25 protein-coding genes are annotated in these 26,203 nt (G+C 62.8%); 23 read left to right on the top strand and 2 right to left on the bottom strand.

Annotation, left to right across the window (positions count from 1 at the left end; all coding sequences use genetic code 11):
- Positions 1-24: 24 nt before the first annotated feature.
- From BMZ79_RS17465 to BMZ79_RS17380, 18 genes are all read left to right on the top strand, one after another.
- Positions 25-354 carry an antibiotic biosynthesis monooxygenase family protein gene (locus tag BMZ79_RS17465; RefSeq protein WP_177222183.1) on the top strand — a complete coding sequence of 110 codons (330 nt, stop codon included), beginning with the start codon at positions 25-27 and terminating at the stop codon, positions 352-354.
- 399 nt (positions 355-753) lie between these two features.
- The gene (locus tag BMZ79_RS17460) at positions 754-3,459 is read left to right on the top strand and encodes a UxaA family hydrolase (protein WP_090642030.1); all 2,706 of its coding nucleotides are present in this window, start codon (positions 754-756) and stop codon (positions 3,457-3,459) included.
- A 255-nt stretch (positions 3,460-3,714) separates the two neighbouring features.
- Positions 3,715-4,191: a DUF2975 domain-containing protein gene (locus BMZ79_RS17455; protein WP_090642028.1), complete on the top strand. Its 477-nt coding sequence runs from the start codon at positions 3,715-3,717 to the stop codon at positions 4,189-4,191.
- 9 nt (positions 4,192-4,200) lie between these two features.
- Positions 4,201-4,425, top strand: a complete 225-nt coding sequence (locus BMZ79_RS17450; protein WP_090642026.1) for a helix-turn-helix domain-containing protein — start codon at positions 4,201-4,203, stop codon at positions 4,423-4,425.
- Positions 4,418-5,236, top strand: coding sequence for a DUF817 domain-containing protein (locus BMZ79_RS17445; RefSeq protein WP_090642025.1), 819 nt, complete (start codon positions 4,418-4,420; stop codon positions 5,234-5,236). The genes BMZ79_RS17450 and BMZ79_RS17445 overlap by 8 nt, the downstream gene beginning before the upstream one ends.
- A 15-nt stretch (positions 5,237-5,251) precedes the next feature.
- Entirely contained in the window at positions 5,252-5,899 is a 648-nt protein-coding gene (gene pcp / locus BMZ79_RS17440; protein ID WP_090642023.1) for a pyroglutamyl-peptidase I, read from the top strand.
- 329 nt (positions 5,900-6,228) lie between these two features.
- The gene (gene kynU / locus BMZ79_RS17435; protein WP_090642022.1) at positions 6,229-7,515 is read left to right on the top strand and encodes a kynureninase; all 1,287 of its coding nucleotides are present in this window, start codon (positions 6,229-6,231) and stop codon (positions 7,513-7,515) included.
- 75 nt (positions 7,516-7,590) lie between these two features.
- Positions 7,591-8,406 carry a tryptophan 2,3-dioxygenase gene (gene kynA, locus BMZ79_RS17430; RefSeq protein ID WP_090642020.1) on the top strand — a complete coding sequence of 272 codons (816 nt, stop codon included), beginning with the start codon at positions 7,591-7,593 and terminating at the stop codon, positions 8,404-8,406.
- 46 nt (positions 8,407-8,452) lie between these two features.
- A complete protein-coding gene (kynB, locus tag BMZ79_RS17425; RefSeq protein WP_090642019.1) occupies positions 8,453-9,085 on the top strand; it encodes an arylformamidase in 633 nt (210 codons plus the stop codon).
- Positions 9,086-9,365: 280 nt separating this feature from the next.
- Positions 9,366-10,103, top strand: a complete 738-nt coding sequence (locus BMZ79_RS17420) for a spermidine synthase (RefSeq protein ID WP_256252800.1) — start codon at positions 9,366-9,368, stop codon at positions 10,101-10,103.
- A gap of 179 nt (positions 10,104-10,282) precedes the next feature.
- Positions 10,283-10,675 (top strand): GNAT family N-acetyltransferase, encoded by a 393-nt coding sequence (locus tag BMZ79_RS17415; protein ID WP_090642017.1) that lies wholly within the window; start codon positions 10,283-10,285, stop codon positions 10,673-10,675.
- A gap of 521 nt (positions 10,676-11,196) precedes the next feature.
- Positions 11,197-13,377: an RCC1 domain-containing protein gene (locus BMZ79_RS17410; protein ID WP_218154710.1), complete on the top strand. Its 2,181-nt coding sequence runs from the start codon at positions 11,197-11,199 to the stop codon at positions 13,375-13,377.
- A 233-nt stretch (positions 13,378-13,610) separates the two neighbouring features.
- A complete protein-coding gene (locus BMZ79_RS17405) occupies positions 13,611-14,627 on the top strand; it encodes a Gfo/Idh/MocA family protein (RefSeq protein WP_090642014.1) in 1,017 nt (338 codons plus the stop codon).
- 63 nt (positions 14,628-14,690) lie between these two features.
- On the top strand, positions 14,691-16,019 hold the full coding sequence (locus tag BMZ79_RS17400; RefSeq protein WP_090642013.1) for a sulfatase-like hydrolase/transferase: 1,329 nt from the start codon (positions 14,691-14,693) through the stop codon (positions 16,017-16,019).
- A gap of 422 nt (positions 16,020-16,441) precedes the next feature.
- Positions 16,442-17,419, top strand: a complete 978-nt coding sequence (locus BMZ79_RS17395) for an ABC transporter ATP-binding protein (RefSeq protein WP_090642011.1) — start codon at positions 16,442-16,444, stop codon at positions 17,417-17,419.
- Positions 17,416-18,219 carry an ABC transporter permease gene (locus tag BMZ79_RS17390; protein ID WP_090642010.1) on the top strand — a complete coding sequence of 268 codons (804 nt, stop codon included), beginning with the start codon at positions 17,416-17,418 and terminating at the stop codon, positions 18,217-18,219. Before BMZ79_RS17395 ends, BMZ79_RS17390 begins: the two co-directional genes overlap by 4 nt.
- Positions 18,220-18,223: 4 nt before the next feature.
- A complete protein-coding gene (locus BMZ79_RS17385) occupies positions 18,224-19,006 on the top strand; it encodes an ABC transporter permease (protein ID WP_090642008.1) in 783 nt (260 codons plus the stop codon).
- Positions 19,007-19,224: 218 nt separating this feature from the next.
- The gene (locus BMZ79_RS17380) at positions 19,225-19,563 is read left to right on the top strand and encodes a hypothetical protein (protein WP_143088980.1); all 339 of its coding nucleotides are present in this window, start codon (positions 19,225-19,227) and stop codon (positions 19,561-19,563) included.
- Between the two features lie 30 nt (positions 19,564-19,593).
- On the opposite strand, the gene BMZ79_RS17375 is transcribed toward BMZ79_RS17380, so the two are convergent.
- Positions 19,594-20,484, bottom strand: coding sequence for an AraC family transcriptional regulator (locus BMZ79_RS17375; RefSeq protein ID WP_177222181.1), 891 nt, complete (start codon positions 20,482-20,484; stop codon positions 19,594-19,596).
- A 112-nt stretch (positions 20,485-20,596) separates the two neighbouring features.
- Here BMZ79_RS17375 and BMZ79_RS17370 point away from each other — a divergent pair, with 112 nt between their 5' ends.
- Positions 20,597-21,403, top strand: a complete 807-nt coding sequence (locus tag BMZ79_RS17370) for an arylamine N-acetyltransferase family protein (protein ID WP_090642004.1) — start codon at positions 20,597-20,599, stop codon at positions 21,401-21,403.
- Positions 21,404-21,501: 98 nt separating this feature from the next.
- On the opposite strand, the gene BMZ79_RS17365 is transcribed toward BMZ79_RS17370, so the two are convergent.
- Positions 21,502-22,107, bottom strand: a complete 606-nt coding sequence (locus BMZ79_RS17365) for a DedA family protein (protein WP_090642002.1) — start codon at positions 22,105-22,107, stop codon at positions 21,502-21,504.
- 173 nt (positions 22,108-22,280) lie between these two features.
- Here BMZ79_RS17365 and BMZ79_RS17360 point away from each other — a divergent pair, with 173 nt between their 5' ends.
- From BMZ79_RS17360 to BMZ79_RS17345, 4 genes are all read left to right on the top strand, one after another.
- Positions 22,281-23,267 (top strand): Gfo/Idh/MocA family protein, encoded by a 987-nt coding sequence (locus tag BMZ79_RS17360; RefSeq protein WP_256252799.1) that lies wholly within the window; start codon positions 22,281-22,283, stop codon positions 23,265-23,267.
- A 28-nt stretch (positions 23,268-23,295) separates the two neighbouring features.
- A complete protein-coding gene (locus tag BMZ79_RS17355) occupies positions 23,296-24,228 on the top strand; it encodes an aldo/keto reductase (RefSeq protein WP_090642001.1) in 933 nt (310 codons plus the stop codon).
- A complete protein-coding gene (locus BMZ79_RS17350) occupies positions 24,204-25,004 on the top strand; it encodes an alpha/beta hydrolase (RefSeq protein WP_090642000.1) in 801 nt (266 codons plus the stop codon). The genes BMZ79_RS17355 and BMZ79_RS17350 overlap by 25 nt, the downstream gene beginning before the upstream one ends.
- 167 nt (positions 25,005-25,171) lie before the next feature.
- Entirely contained in the window at positions 25,172-26,164 is a 993-nt protein-coding gene (locus BMZ79_RS17345; RefSeq protein WP_090641998.1) for an aldose 1-epimerase, read from the top strand.
- The last annotated feature ends 39 nt before the right edge of the window (positions 26,165-26,203 follow it).

Raw genomic sequence — 26,203 nt, 5'->3', positions numbered from 1 at the left:
AAAGAACGGGAAGGAGTTCCATCGATGACGCAGATCTCCGCGGATAATCAAGTGCTTACGCTTATCAACGTGTTCACGGTCGAACCCGCCAATCAGGACCGCCTGGTCGAACTGCTCATTTCGGCGACGGACGTCTCGGTCCGGTACGCGGACGGGTTTATTTCATGCAGCCTCCACCGCAGCTTGGACGGAACGAAAGTGACCATGTACGCGCAGTGGAAGAGCGAGGAGCATTACCAGGCGATGCGGGACGACCCGAAGCCGCTTCCGTACCTGCAGGAAGCGATGAAGATCGCCGCGTTCGAGCCCGGCAAGTACGAAGTCGTCAAAACGTTCGAGCATGCAAAGGCTTGAAGCGCGGCTAAGCCATCCGTAACGGTTTGGGCGCGAATCGCCGGACGTTTCCCATAGGGTATCCAAAGGGGATTCCATTCAGTCGTCAGACGGAATGGGGTCCCTTTCCGCGTTTGGCGGAAGAGTTTTTACGGGACTTATGAAAGGGTGGAATTTATGTTCCAATTCAGCCGAGGTTTCAACCCTAATCGAGCGGCGTTTCAGCGGAAGAATTATGGAATATTTGTTCCGGTAACTCGACGCCGAAAACAATCCTCGACATGCCTGTATCGTCGCCGCGCGAACCTGGTATATAATCGGAACTAACAGGGGGACCGGTGACATCGCTATCGGAAGAGATTGCAAGCGCTTACCCCGAACGCCATCTCGGAATGGTCATCAACAAGGAGCGTGAATGGAATGAATGCCAAGTACGCGTTCGACGACGTCGCGAGACTTCCTCTGCCCGGGGACAATTGCGCCGTCGCGATTCGCCGGCTGGACGCCGGCACTGTCTTGGAGCACGAAGGCGGGACCATGACCTTGGATTTTACGGTGATGGAGGGCCACCGCTTCGCGGTGAAGCCGATCGCGGCCGGCGAGGAACTGTTATCTTGGGAATTGCCGTTCGGCGCGGCGCTGCTGCCGATCCGGCCCGGCCAGTATGTCATCAACGAAACGGTATTGGAGGCGCTTGGCGTGCGCCAGCTGCAGTTCGCGCTGCCGGCCGCGCCGAATTTCGCGGACCGCGTCGCGCCGTACGTGCTGGACGAAGCCGGCTTCCGGCCCGCTCCGGCGGCGCCGGCCTACCCGGATACGCGGACGTTCATGGGCTATCGCCGCAGCGAAGCCCGCGGCGTGGGGACGCGCAACCACGTGGTCCTGCTCGGCGCCACCTCCCGTACGGGCAGCTTCGTGAAGCAGCTCGCCGCCCGGCTGCAAGCGGACCTGAAGGCGTATCCCCATATCGACGGCATCGTCCCGGCGGCCCATACGGAGGGCGGCACCGAGAACCCGAACAATCTCGACGTGCTGCTTCGGACGCTCGCCGGATTTATCGTCAACCCCAACGTCGGCGCGGTGCTGGTCGTGGATTACGAGCGGGAGCCCGTCACCAACGCCATGGTGGAGCGGTATCTCCGCGAGCATCGTTATCCGATCGACGACGTGCCGCACCGTTTCCTTTCGCTCCAGAGCGGGTTCGAAGCGGATTTGGCGGCGGGCGAAGCGATCGTGCGCGGCTGGCTGCCGGCGGTCAACGCGACCGAACGCACGCCGGAATCCATCCGCCACTTGAAGATCGGCCTGCAGTGCGGCGGCTCGGATGCGTTTTCCGGCATTTCCGCCAATCCGCTGCTGGGCTGGCTCTCGGAGGAATTGGTGCGCCATGGCGGCGCGGCCAGCTTGGCCGAGACCGACGAATTGATCGGCGCGGAGCCGTACGTTTTGTCGAAGGTGAGCAGCTTGGAGACCGCCCGCAAGTTTTTGGCGCTCGCGGACCGGTTCAAGGAGCGCGCGTCCTGGCACGGGGCGAGCGCGGAAGGCAATCCGTCCGGGGGCAATATGTACCGCGGCCTGTATAACATTTATCTGAAGTCCATCGGCGCGGCTCGCAAAAAGGATCCCGTCACCCGGCTCGACTACGCCACGGAATACGGGGAGCGGATGACGGAAGGCGGCTTTTATTTCATGGACAGCCCCGGCAACGACCTCGAGAGCATCGCCGGGCAGGTGGCGGCCGGCTGCAACCTGATTTTCTTCACGACGGGCAACGGCTCGATCACCAACTTCCCGTACGTGCCGACGGTCAAGGTCGTTACGACGACGGCCCGCTTCCGGCTGCTGGCCAATGATATGGACGTGAACGCGGGCCGTTACTTGGAAGGGACGCCGATGGAGGAGCTCGGCCAAGAGGTGTTCGAGCACACCGTTCGCATCGCTTCCGGCCTGCGCAGCGTCGGCGAGCAGGCGGGCCATGCCCAAGTGCAGATCTGGCGCAACTGGCAGCAGAACGACGCGAGCCGGCTCGAAGCCCTGCTCCATCCCTCCGCGCCGACGGGAGAGCCGATCGCCATCCGGGCGGATGCCTCGGCGCCGGCCGGCGCTAACGTCACGTTCAACTTCACGCGGAGCGCGGAAGGGACGTCCAGCGATGCCATCGGCTTGATATTGCCGACGAGCCTATGCGCAGGCCAGGTCGCCCAGATGATCGCGCAGCGGCTGAATCAGGCGGGCGTCGGCCGGCCCGAGGTGTCGCGCTACGTGGCGCTGGCGCATACGGAAGGCTGCGGCAATTCGGGCGGACAGGCCGAGGAGCTGTACGCGCGCACGATGATCGGCTATATGACGCATCCGATGGTGAGGCATTGCCTGCTGCTCGAACATGGCTGCGAGAAGACGCATAACGACTTCATGCGCCATCGGATGGAGGAGACCGGCGTGGACGCGAGCCGGCTCGGCTATGCCAGCATTCAGCTCGACGGCGGCATCGCGAGCGTGACGCGGAAGGTCGAGGAATGGTTCGCCGAACGGGCGGCGGCGGACGAACCGGCCGCGAAGGCGACGGTCGGCCTGGAAGGGCTGCGGATCGCCCTTATGAGCGACGGTCCGATCGCGGAAGAAGCGGGCGAGCAGCTGGCGATGCTGACCCGGCTGATCGTCGGCGCGGGCGGCGTGGTCGTCGTGCCGCAAAATAGCGGCCTGCTGGCTTCGGAGGCGTACGGCGGCCGACTGTTCGCCGGCTCCGGCGTCATGCCTTCCCTGGCCTACGGCGAGCAAGTCCGCCGGCGCGGCTTCCACGTCATGGAGACGCCGACCGAGCATTGGGTGGAGACGGCGACGGGCCTCGGCGGCACGGGCGTCGAGCTGATCCTCGCGCTGGCCGGGCGGCGCCCGATGCAGACGCATCCGTTCATTCCGATGCTGCAGCTCGCGCCGGAATCGGCCGATTCACTGCCGTATGCGCAGGATTTGGATCTGCTCCTGGACGGAAATCCGGAGGCATGGGGTGCGCGCATCCTCGAGCTGAGCAAGCGGACCTTGGAGCACGAGTTCACGCCGCGCCTCTACCGGCAGGGCAACGTGGATTTCCAATTCACCCGCGGCTTCTTGGGCGTGTCGCTGTAAGCCGCCTGCCGCTGCTGCGGCGCTAACGAACTCGATCGACGCACTCCTCCTTTTCTTATTAGGCTGCCGACTCTTCGGCAGCCTTTTTTGCCGCGGCGAAGCGCGACCGGCGGCCGGTTAAAGCCGCGCGAAGGGGCAGCGTGCGCGTAGGATCAACGAAACCATCATAATTCAATGACTAACAGCAATAATATATTGTAAAACGATAAATGGTATGGTACATTCAAAGCGATCAATCGAAACGAGGTGCATGGAATGGAACGAGGAACGACCTTCTTCCTGAGGGCGACGGTGGTCGTGATCGGATTGGCGATCTTGGCGATCTGCGCATGGGGGCTGCCGCTCGTCATCGGCGATTTGGCCGATACTTTTCCGGCGTATATGCTCTTGCCCGTCTTGATTATCGCGTATGCGTCGGCGATTCCGTTTTTTTATGCCTTGTATCAGGCTTTGCGGCTGTTACGCTTCATCGACCGGAACCACGCGTTCTCCGAACGCTCCGTGCAGGCGCTGAAGCGCATCAAATATTGCGGCTTCGCCATCTGCGCCTTGTACGCGGCCAGCCTGCCGTTCCTGTATCTCATGGCGGAGAAGGACGACGCCCCGGGGCTCGTCGTGATCGGCCTGGTCATCGCGTTCGCCTCGCTGGTCATCGCGGTCTTCGCCGCGGTGCTGCAGCAGCTGCTGAAATCCGCCGTCGATTTCAAATCGGAACTCGATTTCACGGTCTGAGGTGATCCCATGGCGATGATTATTCATATTGACGTGATGCTGGCGAAACGGAAAATGAGCGTGACCGAGCTGTCGGAGCGGATCGGCATCACGATGGCCAACCTGTCGATTCTGAAGAACGGGAAGGCGAAAGCGATCCGCCTGTCGACGCTGGAGGCGATCTGCAAGGCGCTGGACTGCCAGCCCGGGGACCTGCTGGAATACCGGCCGGACGAAGGCCCGCAAGATGGTTAGCTTCGACCCCGTTGCCCGGCGCCGCGGGGGAGAAGCCAAGTTCGCGCGGCCGCTGGTGCAGCTCCTGGCATTCGGGTATCATCAGGCGATGAGCTGCATCTTCCCCTTGGCGATCTTCGGCACGCTGGCGTTATCCGGCTTCGTCCAAGCGCCGTTCGTTCACCGATACGATCTGATCCTCCTCGTGCTGCTTGCCGTGCAATACCTGATGTACCGCAGCGGCCTCGAGACGCTCGACGAAATCAAAGTCATCTGCGTCTTCCACGCGATCGGGCTGCTGCTCGAAATCTACAAGGTCGGGATGGGGTCGTGGTCGTACCCGGAGCCGGGGTATACGAAGCTGCTCGGCGTGCCGCTCTACAGCGGATTCATGTACGCGAGCGTCGCCAGCTACATGTGCCAGGTGTGGCGCCGGCTGCGGATGGACATGACCGGATGGCCGGGGCTTGTTCCCGCGCTAACACTGGGCGGCGCCATTTATTTGAACTTTTTCACGCATCATTTCATCCCGGACGTCCGCTGGTGGCTGACGGCGCTGGTGATGCTCGTCTTTTGGAAGACGCGGATCGTCTATCGGGTCCGGAGCCGTACGTATCGGATGCCGTTGACGGTCGCCTTTTTCCTGGTCGGTTTCTTCATCTGGCTGGCCGAAAACATCGCGACGTTCTTCAACGCCTGGAAATATCCCGATCAGCATGAGGCATGGCGGCTGGTGAGCTTCGGGAAGATCAGCTCGTGGTTCCTGCTCGTCATCATCAGCGTCATCATCGTGGCGCAGCTGAAGCACGTGAAAGCCAATCGGACGCCATAGAACGGAGGGCATCGCATGAAAAAAGTATTGTTGACCGGGTTCGACCCGTTCGGAGGCGAAACGACGAATCCCGCGTGGGAGGCGGTCGCCCGGCTGCGCGCCAGGCGCTATGACGGCTTCGAGGTAGAGGTCCGGCAAGTGCCGACCGTGTTCCGGACGTCGCTCCCCGTGCTAAGGCAGGCGATGCTGGAGGTCCGGCCGGACGTGGTCATCGGCGTCGGGCAAGCCGGCGGCCGGAGCGATATCGCGGTCGAGCGGGTGGCGATCAATCTCGACGATGCCCGCATTCCCGACAACGAAGGCGAGCAGCCGCTCGATCTGCCCATCGCGGAGGACGGGCCGGCGGCCTATTGGTCCACCTTGCCGGTCAAGGCGATCGCGGCCGGGATCCGCGAAGCCGGCATTCCGGCCTCCGTCTCGCTGTCCGCGGGCTCGTTCGTCTGCAACCATCTCTTCTACGGGCTTCGGCATCTGATTGCCACCGAGTTTGCGGCCTGCCGGGGCGGCTTCCTTCACGTGCCCTATTTGCCGGCGCAAACGATCGGGCGCGCGCCGACGCCGAGCATGAGCCTTGAACACATGGTAAACGCCATCGAGATCGCCGCCATGGCGAGCGTGCGATACGAGAAAGACATCGCCGCCGTCGAGGGCCGGTTGGACTGAGCGCTCCGGTAGGAACCGTGATGGTGATTCGCTTGTTCTGACTCTGCCGGTTCTGATTCTCTTCTTTCCGATTCTCTTGCTCCCGGCTCTCTTGCTTCCGGCGTTCTTGTTTTTGAATCCTTTGTTTCGGCTAACGTGCCGCTTCGGCTCGCCTTCTTCGGAGGCGGGCTTTTTGCATGTCCGATTCGCCCCGGCCGCGCGAACCTCGGATCTTCGGCAAGCGGGGCGGAATACCCGCATAGCATAGGGTAGAGCCTATTTTCGCCCGGAGTCCCAAGCGGGCAGGCCGCGAGTAGCCGGTAGGCAATTTCTGAGCAGGGGGTGGCGCGATGTTCGACGAAGCCGCGGAGCCGACCTTGGCCTATGCGGAACGGCAGGACCGAACCGACGGATTGGCGCGGTTTCGGGAGGCGTACTACCTGAAGCCGGGCACGGTCTATATGGACGGGAATTCGCTGGGGCTGCTGTCGAAGCCGGCGGAACGGACCTTGCTGGAGGCGCTGGCGGACTGGAAGGAACACGGAATCGACGGCTGGACGCGGGGCCGGCATCCGTGGTTCGCGCTGTCGGAACGGCTGGGCGGCATGATGGCGGGACTCGTGGGCGCCGACGCGGACGAGGTGATCGTGACCGGCTCGGCCACCGTCAACCTGCATCAGCTCGTCGCCACGTTTTACCGGCCGCATGGCGCGAGAACGAAGCTGCTGGCCGACGAGCTGAATTTTCCTTCGGACCTCTACGCGCTGCAGAGCCAGCTGGCCGTCCGCGGCTTCGATCCCGATGAAAGCCTGGTTTGCGTGAAGAGCCCGGACGGGCGGTTCCTGGACGAAGACGCGATCATCGAGGCGATGACGGAGGAGACCGCGCTGATCGTGCTGCCGGCCGTCCTCTATCGGAGCGGGCAGCTGCTGGATATGGAACGGTTGACGGCGGAAGCCCGCCGGCGGGACATTCCGATCGGGTTCGACTGCTGCCATTCCGTAGGCGCGGTGCCGCATGCGTTCGACGCCTGGGGCGTGGATTTCGCGTTCTGGTGCAGCTACAAGCATCTGAACGGCGGGCCCGGCTGCCCCGGCGGCCTGTACGTCAACCGCCGCCATCTCGGGACGCGCCCCGGGCTGGCGGGCTGGTTCGGTTCGCGCAAGGACCGCCAGTTCGATATGGCTTCCGCGCTGACGCCGGCGGAGTCGGCGGGCGCGTACCAGATCGGCACGCCGCATGTCCTGAGCCTGGCTCCGCTGATCGGGGCGTTAGAGCTGGTCGGGGAAGCGGGGATCGAGGCGATTCGCCGGAAGTCGCTCGGTCTTACCCGTTACCTGATGGCGCTGATCGGGCAGGAGCTGGCCGTCTTCGGCTTCCGGATCGGCAGCCCGAAGGAGGATGCCCGGCGCGGCGGGCACGTCGGCCTTGAGCACGACGAAGCGGCGCGGATCTGCAAAGCCTTGAAGGAACGCGGCATCGTCCCGGACTTCCGCGCGCCGAACATGATCCGTCTGGCTCCCGTCGCGCTGTACACGTCTTATCGGGAAGTTTGGGACGTCGTTCAGGTCCTCCGGGACATCATGGAGAAGCAAGCGTACAAGGCCTATCCGAACGAACGCGACATCGTCGCTTAAGCGGAAGCGGCCGGCTCCGCCTGAACCGGCGGGGCACAGGGCCGCAGCCAGACGCCAAGGAGAGGGGCAGCGCGAATGGAAAAAGACATTCGGACGGACTTCAGCGGCTCGATGTCGTACGGAGACTATCTCCAGCTCGACCGGATTCTAGGCAGCCAGAACCGCCGCTCCGGCCATCATGACGAGATGCTGTTCATCGTCATTCACCAGACGAGCGAGCTCTGGATGAAGCTCATCCTGCACGAGCTGAACGCCGCGATCCGAAGCATCCGTGCCGGCGAGCTCGAGCCCTCGTTCAAAATGCTGGCGCGCGTCTCGCGGATCCAGCAGCAGCTTACGCAGTCATGGTCCATTCTCTCGACGCTGACGCCGGCCGAATACATGGGCTTTCGCGATACGCTGGGCAGCGCGTCCGGCTTTCAATCCCATCAGAACCGGCTGATCGAATTCGCCCTGGGCCAGAAGAAGGCCGAGACGCTGACGGTATTCCGGCACCGCCCGGAGCTGGACGCGGTCATGCAGGAAGCGCTGCGCGAGCCGAGCCTGTACGATGCGGCCATCGGGGCGCTCGCCGCGCGCGGGCTGCCCGTCGACGAAGCGGCGCTGGACCGGGATTGGTCGCAGCCGTACGCGCCCAATGCGAGCGTGGAGGATGCGTGGCTGACCGTGTACCGCGATGTGGAGGGGTACTGGGATTTGTACGAACTGGCGGAGAAGCTGGCCGATATCGGCAGCCAGCAGCAGGCGTGGCGGTTCCACCATCTGTCGACGGTGGAGCGCATCATCGGCCATAAGCAGGGGACGGGCGGCTCGTCGGGCGTGACGTATTTGAAGCGGGTGCTGGAGCAGCCGTTCTTTCCGGAGCTGTGGAGCCTGCGAACCAAGCTGTGAGAACGGACCGGGAAGCGAAGGGGAAGCGAAGGGGAGGCGGGCGGGGGTGAACGCGAACAAATGGATCGATATCTCGCAGCCGCTCGACGAGCGGACGGCCGGCTGGCCGGGAGACACGCCGTTCGCTTACGAACGGGCTTGGCGGAAGGAAGACACCGGGTCCGTCAACGTCGGGCGGATCCGCATGAGCCTGCATACGGGCACGCATATCGACGCGCCGTACCATTTCGACGATGCGGGCGCCAAGGCGATCGACCTGGAGCTGGACGTCTACCTGGGCGAGGCCATCGTCGTGCATGTGCCGGGCGCGCGAGCGATCGGAATCGGCGACCTGATCGGGGTCGAACTGGGGCAGGCGGCCCGTCTGCTGCTTCGGACGGACGCCTGGCCGGACCGGCACGCGTTCCCGGCGTGGATTCCGCCCGTCGAGCCGGAGCTGGCGGCGTATCTGGCGGCGCGCGGCGTTCGCCTGCTCGGGCTCGATCTGCCGTCGGTCGATCCGCTGGACAGCAAGGAGCTGCCCGCGCATCACGCGCTGGCGGCGCACGGCATCCATATCCTCGAGGGGCTTGTCCTGGATCATGTCGAGCCCGGGCGCTACGAGCTTGCCGCCCTTCCGCTGCCGCTCGCGCAAGCCGACGGCAGTCCGACCCGGGCCGCGCTTCGCAAGCTCGTCTAACGCGTCAATGCCGTGTTCGGGCACGCCAAACACGCCATGAGCGATTATTTCTTGGGAAATAACGCGAAGCTCAATGCCGCCCGCCCGAGCGCCCGCCCGTCCGCCCGCCCGTCCGACCGCCCGCTCGAAAAGCGGTAAAGACCGCAGCTCGGCTCAAAGGAGCGGAAATATCGAACCGTTCCGCCTTCGAATCGCTTTCCTTGCCCGCTCTATCGGTTGTACAATCGGGGAAGAGAATCGGTGCTTCCGGCATCGGAGCGGACGGAGGAGAAGCGAAGACGTGATACAGCTGGCGAACGTGAAGAGCGCCCTGCAGCGGATGGAAGTGTGCGAGGCCAACGAGCTCTATGGCGAAACGGGACGCTTCCGCTATTTGCGGTTTGCGGACGACGCGGTACAAGGCGCGATCGATTTGCGGCGGCCCGAGCGGATCGTGCTCGAGTACCCGCGGGCGCTCATCCATCTGATCGACCGCAACGCGCCGTATTTCCGGGGGCTCTTCATGATCGGCCTCGGCATCGGGACGATTGCGGCGCACTATGCGGACCGGGAGGTGACCGTCGCGGAGATCGACGAGCAGGTCGTTGAGCTTAGCCGGACGTACTTCCGCTACCGTCGGGACAACGTCCTGATCGGAGATGGCCGGCAGATGCTGGCGGAGCAGGCCGACGGGCAGCTCGATTGCCTCGTGCTGGACGCGTTCACCAAGGAAGGGACGCCGCATCATCTGAGCACGCTGGAATTTATGCGGCTGGCGCGGGACAAGCTCCGCAAGCCGGGCCTGATGCTGCTCAATCTGATGGGCAAGGGAGCTGGGGATAAACGCGTGCGGGCGATCCATACCGCGCTGGCGCAGGTCTTCCCGCATACGATGGCGTTCCTGCTGCCGGGGAAAGAGTCGGAGCAGCGGAACATGCTTCTGGCCGGCAGCGCCCATCCGTTGGCCTATGACTCGAAGGCGATGGCCGGGTTCGCGGAAATCGCGCTGGAGCCGGGCTTCGCGCCGAGAGACCGGTGATCTTCGGACGACGAAGCGGCCGACTGAACTCCGAATCGAGCCGGTGGTGGTCGGTAAACGGAAGCGGAGAAGTAGAAGATGAGCCGGCAGTGTCGTAAGAAATCAAGAACGATCTATAAAGAAAAGAAGGCTCTTTTAGTAGAAAGAAGGGGGTTCGCTTGTCAGGCCAGGCCTTTATCATGCACGAACGCCTTCCGACCGTCTCGGAACACCGGCTGCTCTGGGAAGCGGTCGGATGGGGAGACATCGATCCGGACATGGCGGCAGGCTCGCTCCGAAACTCGTTATATGGGGTCGTCGTCACGGTCGATGACGCTCCCGTGGGAATGGGACGCATCGTCGGCGACGATTGCCTGTATTTCTATATCCAAGACGTGGCGATTCACCCGTCCTATCAAGGACAAGGTTTGGGGAAACGGATCGTGGACCGCTTGCTTGCCTATATTCGGCAGCGCCGTTTCTTTGTCGGCTTGTTCGCATCGGAAGGCAAGGAAGCCTTCTATGAAGCCTTCGGGATCCAGAACCATGCCCCGCATATGACGGGCATGTTTATGGTGCTGGATAAGCGTTAATACGGGACTTGCGAGTAAACGGTCGGATATCGCGCAGGGTTTGGACCCCTTGGGCTTCGGCCATGTTCGTAATACGCCAAAAGAGTCGCGGCCATGGCGGCAGCGGCTCTTTGTTGCGTGTTCACGTTCCCGGCGAACGGCTGCAAGATCAGCGAAGCCGGCTTCATCGCGGAGTAGTCGGACGTACTGCGATCAGCTAACAAAAAAGGCATACGCAAGAGTGATAGATGGAAATAGACGAAATCAGGTAAAATTTAGAAGAAATAGAAGGGTAAGCGTTTGATTTGTGACGAGGTGATGCTCCCGTCCGAAAACAGGCTTGAAATGGCCTGCATTCACGCTCGGCAATTCGCTTGATGAACGATAAGCCAAGAGGATTCATGGATCCGATGACCAGCTTCCCGGAACGATGGCTCGGCAGGGGAGACGAATGAAATGGAGGGACTTTAGCGATGAATAGGCGTTTGCGTTGGTTTTCGGGCATCTTTTGCGTTATGGTTGCATTTGTAACCTTTTCCCATATGGCGGCTGCCTCTTCGGAAAGCGAAGGCACGGTTCGGGCGCAGGGGAACGTTGAGCCGGCGATCCAGGCGACCGGGGAGACGAGAACGGTTTCGCTGGCGGGAGGGTGTCTGCACAGCTTGGCGCTGCGCAGCGACGGCACGGTTTGGTCATGGGGAGATAATGATTGGGGCGAGCTCGGAGATGGGACCACGACTTCCCATGCCGCGCCCGTGCCGGTCAAGAGCCTCAAAGGGGTAAGAGGCATCGCGGCCCGTGATTGCAACAGTATGGCGCTGCTTGGCGACGGCACGGTGTGGACGTGGGGCGTTACCATTCCTTCGGCTAGCGATGCCTATCCGTATCCCGGCCCGAATCCGATTCAAGTGAAAAACGATTCCGGGCTGGCATTCGATTCGGTCATCGCGATTTCCGCGGGCAGGGAGCATTATCTGGCGCTCAAGAGCGACGGAACCGTCTGGGCATGGGGCAGGAACGATTCGGGTCAGCTTGGCGACGGTACGGTGTCCGACTTTTACTACTATCATTATACGCCGTCGCAGGTGAAAGGGCTTGATTCGGTCGTTGCCGTCGCGGCCGGCGGTCTTTTCAGTTTGGCGCTCAAGAGCGACGGCACCGTTTGGGAATGGGGGAGCAGCTACGACGACGATGAAAACCTAGCGCCGCGCCCGACGCCGGTTCAGGTAAAGGGCCTCGATAACGTGATCGGGCTGGCAGCCGGACTCCGGCATAGTTTAGCGCTCACAAGCGACGGCTCCGTTTGGGCGTGGGGCGGCAATGACCAGGGTCAGCTCGGGGACGGGACCACGACGTTTCGTTCCGTTCCGGCTCAGCTCCCCGGCCTTGCCAACGTGGTCAGTCTGGCAACCGGCAACGATCATAATTTGGCGCTCGAAGGCGACGGTACCGTCTGGGCATGGGGAGATAATCGATCGGGTCAGCTTGGCGACGGGGGGACGTCGCAGCGCTTGAACCCGATACAGGTGCAAGGACTCGATAGCGTGACCGCGCTGACCGCCGGCGATAATCATAGCTTGGCGCTCAAGCGGGACGGTACCGTATGGGCGTGGGGGGATAATCAGGGGGGACAACTCGGAGGCGGGAGCGCGGCGGACCGCTTCATACCCGTCGAGGTGCAAGGATTAGACCGGCAAAGCCCCGAAACCCTTCTTGATCGATTCGCCGGGCCGATTCTCGACTTCGACGCAACCCGGGTCTTGTTTTACTATGGCAAGTTGCTGTGGTTGTACGATCGTGCGACTCACGCCCAAATCAAAGTGGCCGCGGCCGAGAGCATCCGCCCTTTGACCCGTGCGGAGCTGTCCGCGGACGGCGTGGTGTATACCGACGGGCGGAAGACGTCGTATTGGAAGGACGGCGCTGTTCGAAGGAGCTGGGAGGGAACGTACCTCTTCGATGCGAACGGCAACTTCGCGGTGTTGGACAACAGCGTCGTCGATCTAACGACGGGCGCTTCGCGTTCCTTGCCGAATGCCGATTTCTATCGGGATATGCACATCCGTTTTGATTTATCCCCCGACGGAACGGTCGCGTATACTTTGAACACGCATCCATCGGAAATCCACGTGTCGCTGCCGGACGGTACGATGAAGACGATCGGACTAACGTCTCCCGGCGACTACACGTACTTCGGGGTCTTGATGGACGGAGCCGATCTGCTCTATAGCGCCGTAACCCAAGATAACGCCGGGCAAGCCAAGCGATCGCTGCGCTTGCGGGGCGCGGACGGCCGAGTAACGACGATCGCGGCTTATCCGTTCGACAACTTCGATTATGCGGAGGATCCAAGGCAATCCTACCGGATCGAGAACGGATGGATCGCCTACCGGACCTATGACGAGAACGCCGGGCGATGGCGCTTGGACGTTCGCACGCCGGAAGGCATAACCAAGCAGGTGTATGCCGCCCCCAAAGGCGCTTCGTGGAAAGACAAGCCGATTGCGATCAAGCAGTTGGCGCCGGACGGCACGATCGTCTATGCCTATCAAAATACGACGTATGTATTCGCGTCGCAAGAAGGTAAGATCGTTGCTGCTTTTAACGAATCGGGAGAGCTGGATTATCGCGAGCATATCGTAACCGGCCAGGAAGGCAGGGAATACCGGCTGCTGGCATGGTACCTGCATGACGGGAGCTTATTATACGGCGTTCGGCTCTGACGTAAGTGGTCATCGTCTTGCCGGAAGCGTTTCGGAGCAGCGCGCCTGAGGCGGCTGCTCCTTTTTCGCTCGCGGCCGGCGGGTCGTTCGACGCAACTTCAGCGTTGCTAAAGCGTATACATTCGCGGGAACAGGAAAGAAAATGCAGTTATTTTCGTTTAGTTTCGGAGACAAGTCGGGCCGCTGACGTCAATTTCATGATTTCATGGCCCACCCGTAAAGGAGGAGAGCCGATGAAGAAGCTGCGTTGGGGCATTATGGGGTGCGCCCAAATCGCCGCGAAGGCGTTTATTCCGTCCGTCCGCGCGTCGGACATGCAAGAGATCGCGGCGGTTGCCAGCCGCGACGAAGCGAAAGCCCGCTCGTACGCGGATACGCACGGCATACCGGGCGCTTATGGGAGTTACCGCGACCTGCTGACCGATCCGAACATCGACGCGGTCTATATTCCGCTGCCCAACCATCTGCACCGGGAATGGACGATCGAAGCCGCCCGGGCAGGCAAGCACGTGCTGGTCGAGAAGCCGATGGCGGTGTCGGCGAGCGATGCGGCCGCCATGGTCGAAGCTTGCGAGCAATTCGGGGTGCATCTGCAGGAAAACGTGATGTATCGCTGCCATCCGCGCTACGACCGGATCAAGGAGATCCTCCGTTCCGGCGAGATCGGCACGATTCGGGGCATGCACGGCGTCTTCACGTCGGACCGTTCCGCCATGGCGGGCGATATCCGCTTCGTCCGGGAGATGGGGGGCGGCAGTCTGTACGATATCGGCTGCTACTTGTTCAGCGCGGCCCGCTACTTGCTGGAGCGGGAACCCGTGGCAGCAACGGCGCAGGCGTTCTTCTCGCCGGACCATGGCGGCGTCGATATGATGGCGTCCGGCCTCGTGGAATTTCCGGGCGACGCGGCGTTGACGTTTCAATGCGGTTTGTGGGCGGACTTCGCCAACACGCTGGAAATCCGGGGGACGCGCGGCACGATCCGGCTGCCGTCGGCCTTCTCGCTGCGCGGCGATCTAAGCCCCGATATTCAGGTCGCCGCGAACGGCGAGACGCGGACGGAGCCGTTCGAGCGCGGCAACCAGCAGCAGGCGCTGCTGGACGGGTTTGCGCGGACGGTGCTTCTCGGAGAGCCGGAACCGATCGGCCCGTGGGACGGCGTTCGCAACCTGCGGGTCATCGAAGCGGGCCTGACGTCCGCGCGCGAGAAGCGGCGGGTCACGATCGAGCAGCCGGAAGGCGGCGCCTGAAAACGCGGCCTGACAGGAAGCATGCTTAAGGAAGCGCGACTTCAAGAAACGGAGGCAGTCACGATGCAAGACACGAACGACCGGCCGCGGCGGCCGAATTTTATCGTCGTTTACTGCGACGATCTAGGCTACGGGGACTTGGGCTGTTACGGCTCGCCGGACATTCGGACCCCGCATCTCGACCGGCTTGCGGAAGCGGGCGTCCGGTTCACGAACTGGTATTCCAACTCGCCGGTCTGCTCGCCGTCCCGGGCATCGCTGTTAACGGGACGCGACCCGGCCCGGACGGGCGTCGAGCGGATCCTCGGCGGCAAGCGGGGGACCGCCGGACTCCCGCGGGAAGAACGGACGATCGCGGCATGGCTGAAGCCGCACGGCTACCGGACGGGCTTGTTCGGCAAATGGCATCTGGGCGTGACGCCGGAGCAAAATCCGAACGCGCACGGCTTCGACGAGTTTTACGGCTTCATGGCCGGCTGCGTGGATTATTACTCCCACATTTTCTATTGGGAGCAGGGCGGAGGCGTGAACCCCGTTCATGACCTCTGGCATAACGACCGGGAAGTGTGGAGCAACGGCGATTACCTGACGGAGCTGATCACGGCGAAGACCGTCGACTTCATCGAGACGGAGCGGGAGCAGCCGTTCTTCGCGTACGTGGCGTACAACGCGCCGCATTATCCGATGCATGCGCCGCGGGAATATCTCGACCGCTTCCCGGACTTGCCGCCGGACAAGCGGATCATGGCGGCCATGATCGCCGCGGTGGACGACGGCGTCGGCGAGATCGTCGAGGCGCTTCGGCGGACGGGGCAGCTGGAGCATACGGTGATCTTCTTCTCCAGCGACAACGGGCCCTCGACGGAATCGCGCAATTATTTGGACGGCACGGAGGACCTGTATTACGGGGGCTCGGCGGGGATCTTCCGCGGGCATAAAGGCAGCCTGTTCGACGGCGGGATTCGCGAGCCCGCGATTTGGCGCGTTCCGGCCGCGGCGGCCCCCGGCCGGACGGAGGACGAGCCGCGCGTCATGACGGACGTGCTCCCGACCATCCTGGAGCTGGCCGGCATCGAACCGGCGGATCGGCGGCTGGACGGCCGCAGCGCCGCGAGCCTGCTGCTGCGCGGGAGCGCTCCGGATGCGCCGCCGGCGGAGCGGCGCCTGTTCTGGGCGTACGAGAACCAGCTGGCCGTCCGCGACGGCGCGTGGAAGCTGGTGCTGAACGGCAAGCTGGACTTCGGCCGGGAAGCGTCCGAGGACGTGCATTTGTCCAATCTGGCGGTGGACCCCGGCGAGCGGATCAATCGGTGCCGGGACGATCCGGGGAAGACGCGGGAGCTGCGGGAGGCGGTCCTCGCCTGGTACGGGCAGTTCCGGCAGGAGGATTAACGGGAAGAAGCGGAAGTCGACGACGTACGGAACACGTTACCCTGCATCGTCGGCATTCTTAATGCATTTCGCAAGACGACCCGCAGCCTGAGGCTGCGGGTCGTCTTGGCATTCTCCGCTTGTTCCCGCGGACGACGGAACGCGCGAACGGTTCGTCTGACCTGGGAAAAAAGAGAATTAAAAAGGGCCGATTGCAAATAGCAATCGGCGCCTGGTAGATTATCTTTAATTTAAATATACGATTCAAATAAAATATCAACGAGGCTCTCGTTGAAAATTTCATTTTTTTGAATTTTCGGGTACGAAATAGATGTCCTTGATCTCTATAATAGTATTATAAACGATGATTTTTTATAAGTCTATACTTTTTTTTGGATTTTGGATATATTTTTCGGGCGGCTAAAAAGAGGAGGTTGAAATCCATGATTACGCTGGAAGGCATCAGCAAATCGTTCAAGGTGGCGAAGCGGTCCGCGGGCTTGCGGCAGGCCGCGAAAGCGCTGTTCGTTCGCGAGCATACCGTCGTCGACGCGCTCCGGGATATTTCGTTTACCATCGGCGAAGGGGAAATCGTCGGGTATATCGGCCCGAACGGAGCGGGCAAATCCACGACGATCAAGGTCATGAGCGGCATTATGGTGCCCGACCGCGGAACGTGCTCCATCATGGGCTACACGCCGTGGCAGGAACGCAAGGCGTACGTGGGCAACATCGGCGTCGTCTTCGGCCAGCGCTCGCAGCTGTGGTGGGACGTACCGGTCATCGATTCGTTCGAGCTCCTGCGCGACATTTACGCGATTCCGCGCGGCTTGTACGCCGCGAATCTCAGCCTGCTGACGGAAACGCTGGAACTGGGCGGCTTGCTTCATACCCCGGTCAGGCAGCTGAGCCTCGGGCAGCGGATGCGCTGCGAAATCGCGGCTTCGCTGCTGCACGGCCCCAAAATCCTGTTCCTGGACGAACCGACGATCGGACTGGACGCGGTCAGCAAGATCGCGGTCCGGCAATTCATCAAAACCATCAATAAAGAGAAGGGGGTCACCGTCATCCTCACGACGCACGACATGAGCGATATCGAGGCCCTGGCCGACCGGATCCTCATGATCGGCAAGGGCACGCTGCTCTACGACGGCAATCTGGCGGAGCTGCGCGGCCGGTTCGGCACCCATCGGACGGTGACGGTCGATTACCATCCGAATTCGAGTCCGCTGGAGATTCCCGGCGCGTCCCTGCTGTCCTGGTCGCCGGAGCGGGCGGTGCTCAGCGTGGATACCGAGCGCGTCCTCATGGCGCAAGTCATCTCGCGGTTATCCGAGCAGGTCGAGCTCGTGGACGTGGCGATCGAGACGAAGCCGGTCGACGAACTGATCGTCGAGCTGTATAAGGAGCACCGGGTATGAACGCGTACTTGTCGATTTGGAAGCTTCGCTTCATCACCGGCTTGCAGTACCGCGCCGCCGCGTACGCGGGCATGGTGACCCAGCTGTTCTTCGGCCTCGTCTTCATCATGATCTTCGTGGCGTTCTATCGGAACGGCGCGCAGGACCAGCCCATGTCCCTGCAGGACGTCGTCTCCTATATTTGGCTGCAGCAGGTGTTTCTGTCGTTCATCATGCTTTGGTTCCGCGACAACGAAATCTTCCAGTTGATTACCGGGGGCAACATCGCCTACGAGCTGTGCCGGCCATGCGGGATCTATGAATTCTGGTTCGCCAAGCTCCTCGCCCAGCGCGTGTCCAGCGCGGCGCTGCGCGCCGTTCCGATCTTGGTCATCGCCTTCCTGCTTCCCAAGGCCTATCAGCTTCGGCTGCCGCCTTCGCTCGCGACGGGCGCGCTGTTTCTGGCGGCGCTGGTCTTAGGCCTCCTGATCATCGTCTCCGTTTCGATGCTGATCTACATCTCCGTGTTCTGGACGATGTCGCCTACCGGGTCGACGCTGCTCTTCGCCGTGGTCGGCGAGTTTTTCGCAGGGCTCGTCATTCCGGTTCCGCTGATGCCGGCTTGGCTGCAGCGGGTCGCGAGCGCGCTTCCCTTCCGGTGGTCGGCGGATTTCCCGTTCCGCGTCTATTCCGAGCAAATTCCGCGGGCCGAAGCGCTCTGGGGGATTCTCATTCAGCTCGGCTGGCTCGCGGTGTTGCTCGGATTCGGCAGATGGGCCTTGAACCGGGCGTTGCGCCAAGTCGTCGTGCAGGGAGGTTAACGAGATGCGCTTATACTATCGCTACTTGAGCATGCAGTTCAAATCGCAGCTGCAGTACCGGACGTCGTTCTGGCTGCTGACGCTGGGCCAATTCTTCATCCCGTTCTCGGTGTTCGCCGGCTTGTACTTCATGTTCGAACGGTTCGGCCGGGTGCAGGGCTGGAACTTCTACGAGGTCGCGCTGTGCTTCGCCGTCATCCATCTGTCGTTCTCGTTCAGCGAATGCTTCTCGCGCGGCTTCGACGCCTTCTCCAGCCTGGTCGGCAGCGGCGATTTCGACCGGCTGCTCGTCCGTCCCAGAACCACGGCGCTGCAGGTGCTGGGCTCGAAGTTCGAGTTTACCCGCTTCGGCCGCCTGGCCCAAAGCTGCCTCGTGCTCGCGCTGGCGCTCGCCCATCTGCCCATCGCGTGGACCGCGATGAAGGCGGCGACGCTGCTTCTCATGATCGCAAGCGGCATCTCGGTATTCACGGGCATCTTCATGCTGGCCGCAACCCTGTGCTTCTGGACGATCGAAGGGCTGGAGGTCGCGAACATCTTCACGGACGGGGGCCGGGAGATGGCGCAGTACCCGCTGCCTATCTATCAGAAATGGGTCGTGATGTTCTTCACCTTCGTCATTCCGTTCGGCTGCGTCAATTACTTGCCGCTGCTCTATCTTCTGGACCGGGCCGACGGCCACGACATCCTCTACATGCTATCGCCCCTCGCGGGCTTCCTCTTCCTCCTGCCCTGCATCCTGGTGTGGCAGTTCGGCGTGCGGCATTACCGCTCCACGGGTTCCTGACGCGCCCGGTCGACGCCGGCGAAAAGCGGTTCAAGGAACGCGACAAGCAAAGGGAAAAACGAACGCGAAGCTGCCGTCACGCACGGCGGCTTTCTTTCGTTTCCGGCCGATGGCAGGAGTTCGCGCTTCTTAGCTTGAAATAGGAAAGAACGTGAATGACGGGCATCTCGTGGATCGGAGGATGCGAAAAGAACGAGCCGGGTATCGGAGGGGTTGACGTGGAAAAGATCGGTTTTCTGGCCGCGGCCGGAAGCGCGGCGTTATGCGCGGCGTTCTTGTATTCGAATGCGCACGCCGATCCTCCGATCGGGCGGGATACCGTGCGCATCCTGCTCGTCATGATCGCCGCGCCCGCTTGTTTGGGCATGGCCGCCGCGATCTTGCGCGCCCGGTTCCTGATGTGGGCGGCATGGGTCTGGTCGCTGCCCTGCTGCCTTTACTTGGGCCTCGCGGCGATACCGAGCCCGTACAATCTGTTCATCGCGGTCCTGATCGGTTACTTCGTCTCGGCCGTTCGCATGAGCGCGGGCAGGCTCCGCGAATCCGGCCGGCGGTAGCGAAGCGGGACCGAACGCGGGCGCGGGCGGCTAGCGCAGATGAGCGCCGGAGCGGTATTCCCGCGGCGAGCAGCCGGTATGCTTGCGAAACACCCGGTTGAAGAAGCTGATGTCGCCGAAGCCGGTCTCGTGCGCGATGTCGAGCACTTTTTTGTCGGTGGTCCGCAAGAGGGTAGACGCATGGCGAATTTGGACGGTATGCTTGTAATCGAGCAGGCTCATGCCGGCCGCTTCCTTGAATTTGGCGGTGAACGACGAGACGCTCATGCCGCTCAGCCGGCTCAGCTGCTGCAGGGTCAGCGGCTGGTAATAATGCCGGTCGACGAAATGGACGATGGAATCCATCCAGTCGCGGTCGCTGACGCTAGGCCGCTGCCCGGCTTCCCGGTTTTCCTGATGATACCGGCTCAGCCAGACGAGGCATTCGATGAGCCGGGTCTTGATCACGAGCTGGTAGCCGTCCCGGCGCTGCGCGAATTCCTCGAAGACCGCCTGCAGATGCGACTGGATATGCACCTTCTGCGCGGGCTGGAGGGGATGGTACGGCACGAACGCGTGATTCTTGCGGAGGAACGGGACCAGGTAGAAGAAATTGATGAACGACGGCATCTGCTGCAGCACTTCCATCTCGCGCTGGAGGAACGCGGCGTCGAAGAGCACGTTGTAGACGACCGTCTCCCGGTCCGCGGCGCAGACGTAGCTGTGGTAGACGTTCGGTTCGATCACGAAGACGTCGCCGGCCGCCAGGCGGTACGCATGGCCGGACATCTCGTGCACGGCGCTGCCTTCCACGACGAACACGAGCTCGATGAAGTCGTGGGTATGCGAGGGGATGGTCTCGTTCTTCTCGATCGTGTAGCGGTCGATATAGAACGGAAAATCGTCCAGTTTGAAAAATTCGTCGCCTTTGAACATCGTCATGATCGGCCACATCCTTCGTCACGGTTTGCGCGCAGCCTGATTATGGCACGGCGCGGCCGGCGTGTCCATGAGCGAACACTAGGAACCGAAGTCTGAAAGGGGAGCGGTCGTCATGCCGAACCGGGAGATCCATCCGCAAGTCGAGGCTTATTTGAAACGGATCCGCTACGAGGGGCCGCTGGACGGGAGCGCCGAAGCGCTGGCGGGGCTGCAGCGGGCGCATCTGATGGCGGTGCCGTACGAGAATTTGGATATTTTGAACGGGGTTCCGCTGTCGCTCGATCCCGAGGCGCTGTGGGATAAAATCGTCCGCCGGCGCCGCGGCGGCTACTGTTTCGAGCTGAACGCGCTGTTCGGCTGGCTGCTGCGGGAGCTGGGGTACCCCGTGACGGACTACGTGGCGCGGTTTTGGCGCGACGAGACGGCGCTGCCGCCGAAGCGGCGCCATCACGTGCTGAAGGTGGAGGCGGAAGGCGCCTTCTACCTGTGCGACGTCGGCGTCGGCGGCGCGGTGCCGCGCCGTCCGCTGCTCCTGCAGGACGGGCTGGAGCAGGAGCAGGGCGCGGAGTGCTACCGGCTCGACCGGGACGCGTCGTTCGGCTGGTTTTTGAGCGAGCGGAAACGGGGCGAGTGGGGACGGGTCTATTCCTTCACGGAGGAGCCGCAGCTGAAGGACGATTACGCGTTCGCGAGCTTCTGGTGCCAGCACGCCCCGGAATCGCCGTTCCGCGCGGGGGCGCTGCTGGCGATCTGCACGCCGGAGGGCCGGAATACCGGCGCGGGCGAGGAAATCCGCCTGTTCCGCGGCGGCGAGGTGACGGTGCTGACGCCCCCGACGAAAGCGGAGTACGCCGCGGCGCTGAAGACGTACTTCGGGATTGACATCCCGGAGGCGGAGGCGCCGCAGGGCAAGGAATAAGGGTGGCGCGTCCGCCGGCCATGCGGACAACAGACAAAGCCCCGGCTTCCGTTACGGCGGAAACCGGGGCTTTTGCGCGTCGGCGGCGGCTGCCGGCGCTACGCCTTCACCTTGCGCGCCGCGGCGATCGCGCGATAGCAGATCGCGCAGAACGCGAGGCAGCAGGCGACGAACAGCAGCGTGCGGCCGTTGTGGCGGACGTAGAGCTTGACCGTCTCCCAGCGCTCGCCGAGCAGGAACCCGACGTAGACGAAGGCGGTGCTCCAGACGAGCGCGCCCGCGTACGCGTACAGCAGGAAATCGCGGATTTTGAAGCGCGACATCCCGGCCATGTAAGCCGTCACGTGGCGGAAGCCGGGAATGAAGAAGCCGACGAACAGCAGCAGCTTGCCGTAGCGGTTCATCCAGCATTGGGCGCGTTCGATTTTGGCGGAAGACAGGTGCAGGCGGGGGCCGTACTTCAGCAGGAACGGCAGGCCGAGCCGGTTGCCGATCGCGTAGCTGGCCGTGATGCCGACGGCCGCGCCGGCGAAGGCGCCGAGCACGACGAGCGGCGCCAGCAGGGTGCCGTTGCCGACGAGATAGCCGGCATACGTGAGCAGCGCTTCGTCGGGGACGGGGACGCCGACGATGCCGAGCGACAGGGCGAGCGACAAGCCGATATAACCGTAGCGTGCGATCAGCAGCTCCAGGACATGTTCCACGGGGGCAGCCTACTTTCCGAGGTAGTGATATGAATGTACCCGATGAGCGCAAGGAAGACAAGCGAGCGCGACACGAATGTTATATGAAAATGTTGTTGTTTTATATTTCTTCCCATATCGGAATGGACTATACTAGGGACGAATTCATTTTATCGACAAAGGTGGCTATCCTCGTGACCCGAAAATTGCGTTGGGGCGTCGTCGGCACTGCCGGCATCGCCGTTCGTTCCGTCATCCCGGGCATTCAGGCTTCCGAAACCGGAGAATTGACAGCGATTGCAAGCCGAGACCTCGCCAAAGCCGAAGAGACGGCGGCCAAGCTCGGCATTCCGAAAGCCTACGGCAGCTATGAAGAAATCGTAGCCGATCCCGATATCGACGCGATCTACGTTCCGCTGCCGAACCATTTGCACATGGAATGGTCGATCCGCGCGATGGAAGCCGGCAAGCACGTGCTTTGCGAGAAGCCGATCGCGATGAACGCCGAAGAAGCGCGGCGCATGGCCGACGTCGCCGCGAAGCAAGGCGTCCATCTGGCGGAGGCGTTCATGTACCGCCATCACCCGCGCTACGAGGAGATCGCGAAGATCGTCGCGTCCGGCGAAATCGGCGAGCTCCGCGGCATCCACGGCACGTTCACGTTCAATAACGCCGGCGACGCCAAGAACGTCCGCTACCGCAGGGACTGGGGCGGCGGTTCCATCTACGACGTCGGCTGCTATCCCCTCAGCGCGGCGCGCCTCATTACCGGCGCCGAGCCCGAAACGGCCACGGTGCACGCGCTCATCTCCCCGGACCACGACAACGTCGACATGATGGCGTCCGGCATCCTGGAATTCCCGAACGGCGTCGCGCTGACGTTCGACTGCGGCATGTGGGCGGCGTTCCGCAACACGCTCGAAATTCTCGGCACGGACGGCCGGATCGAAGTGCCGTCGGCGTACATCGGCGACGCGACGTATTACGTCCACTCGAAGGACGGCAAGCGCGAAGTGAAGCAGCCGGAGCTGAACCAATACGCGCTGCAAGCCGACGCCTTCGCCCGCAACGTCTGGAACGAGCAGCCGGTCCGGTTCGCGCCGTCCGACGCGGTCGCCAACATGCGCGTCATCGACGCCTGCCTGGAATCCGCCTACGCCCGCAAGCGCGTCACCTTGTAAATCCAATCGCGAAGGGAGTCAACCGTTTATGAAACACATTCAGCTTCCCGGCTTAAAGCAAGGCGTATCCCAGCTCATCATGGGCTCCGATTATTTCTCGCCCGACGTGTACGAACTCGTCAGCGCCAACCTGGACGCGTTCGTTGCCATCGGCGGCAACACGATCGACACCGCGTACATCTATGCCGGCGGCAAGAGCGAGCAGGCGATCGGCATGTGGCTGGAGGAGCGGGGCAACCGCGAAGCCATCAACGTCTGGACGAAGGGCGGACATCCGCATCACGGCGTTCCGCAGGTCAACAAGCAGGCCATTCACGACGAATTGATGACGAGCCTCGAGCGGCTGCGCACGGACTACATCGACGTCTACGCGCTGCACCGCGACGACACGAACGTGCCGGTCGGCGAGATCGTGGAGATCTTGAACGGGCACGTCGAAGCGGGACGCATCCGCGCGTTCGGCGGCTCCAACTGGACGACGGCGCGGCTGCAGGAAGCGAACGAATACGCGGCGGCCCACGGCCTGCGCGGCTTCGACTTCAGCAGCCCGAACCTGAGCCTCGCGAAAGCGCAGGAGCCGTACTGGGCCGACTGCATCAGCGTGGACGGCGAGATCTTGGCGTGGCACGAAGAGACCGGCCTGCCGATCTTCTCCTGGTCCTCGCAGGCGCGCGGCTTCTTCACCGGCCGCTTCACGCCGGAGGACCGCTCCGACGCCGATCTCGTGCGCGTCTTCTATAACGACGACAATTGGGAGCGTTATCGCCGCGCCGAGGAGCTCGGCAAGCAGAAGGGCTTCTCCACGATTCAGATCGCGCTGGCATACGTGCTGAACCAGTCGTTCCCGACGGGCGCCATCATCGGCCCGCGCAACGAGGCGGAGATGAAATCATGCCTCGAAGCGACGACCATCCCGCTGACGCCGGAGGAAATCAAATGGCTCGATCTGAGAACGCGTTGATCGAATTGTGGCCGGAAGGCGCGCCGTTCGCCGCGGGCGGCGCCGACGAGGACCGGCCGGCCCTGACGCCGTATCCCGTCCCGGGCGCCAAGAGCGCCGTCATCGTCTGTCCCGGCGGCGGCTACGGCGTGCGCGCCGCGCATGAGGGCGAACCGATCGCGCGCTGGCTGAACGGCATCGGCATCGCCGCCTTCGTCCTGCGCTACCGGGTCGCGCCGTACAAGCACCCGAGTCCGCTGCTGGACGCGCAGCGGGCGATCCGCTACGTGCGCCTGCACGCGGCGGAATACGGCATCGATCCGCAGAAAATCGGCATCCTCGGCTTCTCCGCCGGCGGCCATCTCGCGGCGTCGGCGGCGACGCTGTACGAGGCCGGCCGGCCGGACGCGGACGATCCGATCGAGCGGCAGTCGAGCCGGCCGAACGCCGCGGTCCTGTGCTACCCGGTCATCTCGATGGGACCGGACGGCCACGCGGGCTCGCGCAACAATTTGCTCGGCCCCGAGCCCGAAGCGGCGCTGATCGAGCGGTTGAGCGCCGAGCTGCAGGTGACGCCGGATACGCCGCCGGCGTTCCTCTGGCACACGTCGGACGACGACGTCGTGCCGGTCGAGAACGCGCTGCTGTTCGCCTCCGCGCTGCGGCGGGCGGGCGTGCCGTTCGACCTGCACGTCTACGAGAAAGGCCCGCACGGCATGGGCCTCGCCGAAGGCGATCCGCACGTGTCCACCTGGACGGCGGTCTGCGGCGAATGGCTGAAGCGCATCGGCTTCTAGCGAAGCGGACGCCGCGCGCGCAAGCCGGATCGATCCTCTCCCGCCCGGCGGGGGAGGATTTTGCCGGTTCGGGTCCGAAAGCGGTTCCTTCCCGCGGGCGAACAGTGGTATTATAGATTCGCAATGCGTATTTACGTTTATCCATGCCAAAGGAGCGTCGAGCCACTATGAGCAGCAATCAAGCGTATCGAGACACCTATCAAGGCGAGCCGGCCGTATGGCTGAAGTTCGGCCGCTACGAAGCCGTCCTGCTTCCCGAGGTCGGCGGCAACCTGATCGCCTTCCGCGATACCGAGAACGGTTATGCGTTCCTGCACGAGCCGACGGCGGAGGAGATGCCGGCCTTCAAGGCGAGACCGTTCATTCACGGGATCCCGGTCCTGTTCCCGCCGAACCGGTTCGAGGACGGCAAATTCCCGTGGAACGGCCGCATGCTGGAATTCCCGGTCAACGAGCCGGCGACGGGCAACCACCTCCACGGCTTCGTGCACAGCGAGACGTTCGAGGTCGAGGATTTCGGCGCGACCGCGACCGAAAGCTACGTCGTCGCCGCGCTCAAGGTCGACGAGCGCAGCGAGGTGTACAAGTACCTGCCGTTCCGCTTCACGCTGCGCCTGCGCTACGCGATCGGCGCGAACGGGCTGGAGCAGCAGTTCACGGTCGTCAATGACGGCGATGAGACGATGCCGTGCCTGTTCGCGTTCCACACGTCCGTGAACGCGCCGTTCGTGCCGGGCAGCTCGGCGAAGGATTACCGGCTCAAGCTGACGATCGGCGAGCGCTGGCACATGAGCGAGCGGATGCTGCCGACGGGCGAATTCCAGCCGCTGTCGCCGAACGAGGAAGCGATGAAGGGCGAAGGGGTCTATCCGTTCTTCGAGTCGCTCGACAACCATTACACCGCCGTGCCGCAGAACGGCCGCAACCGGATGGAGCTGACGGATACGAAAGCGGGCCTCACGCTCGTGTACGACGCCGGCACGTCGTACAAGGAATGGATGATTTGGAACAACGGGGCGACGGAAGGCTTCTTCTGTCCGGAGCCGCAAGTGAGCCTCGTCAACGCGCCGAACACGGACAAGCCGGCCGACGAGATCGGCCTGTTCAGCCTCGCGCCGGGCGAGATCTGGCAGGAGCGCGCGCGGATCTACGTGAAATAGCGCGCGAAACGCGCGCAAAAAAGTCCGCAGCCGTGCGGC

It is taken from the genome of Paenibacillus sp. UNC496MF, assembly GCF_900113915.1.
Taxonomy (GTDB): Bacteria; Bacillota; Bacilli; order Paenibacillales; family Paenibacillaceae; genus Paenibacillus_Z; species Paenibacillus_Z artemisiicola.
This window is presented reverse-complemented; position numbering and strand designations above follow the sequence as displayed.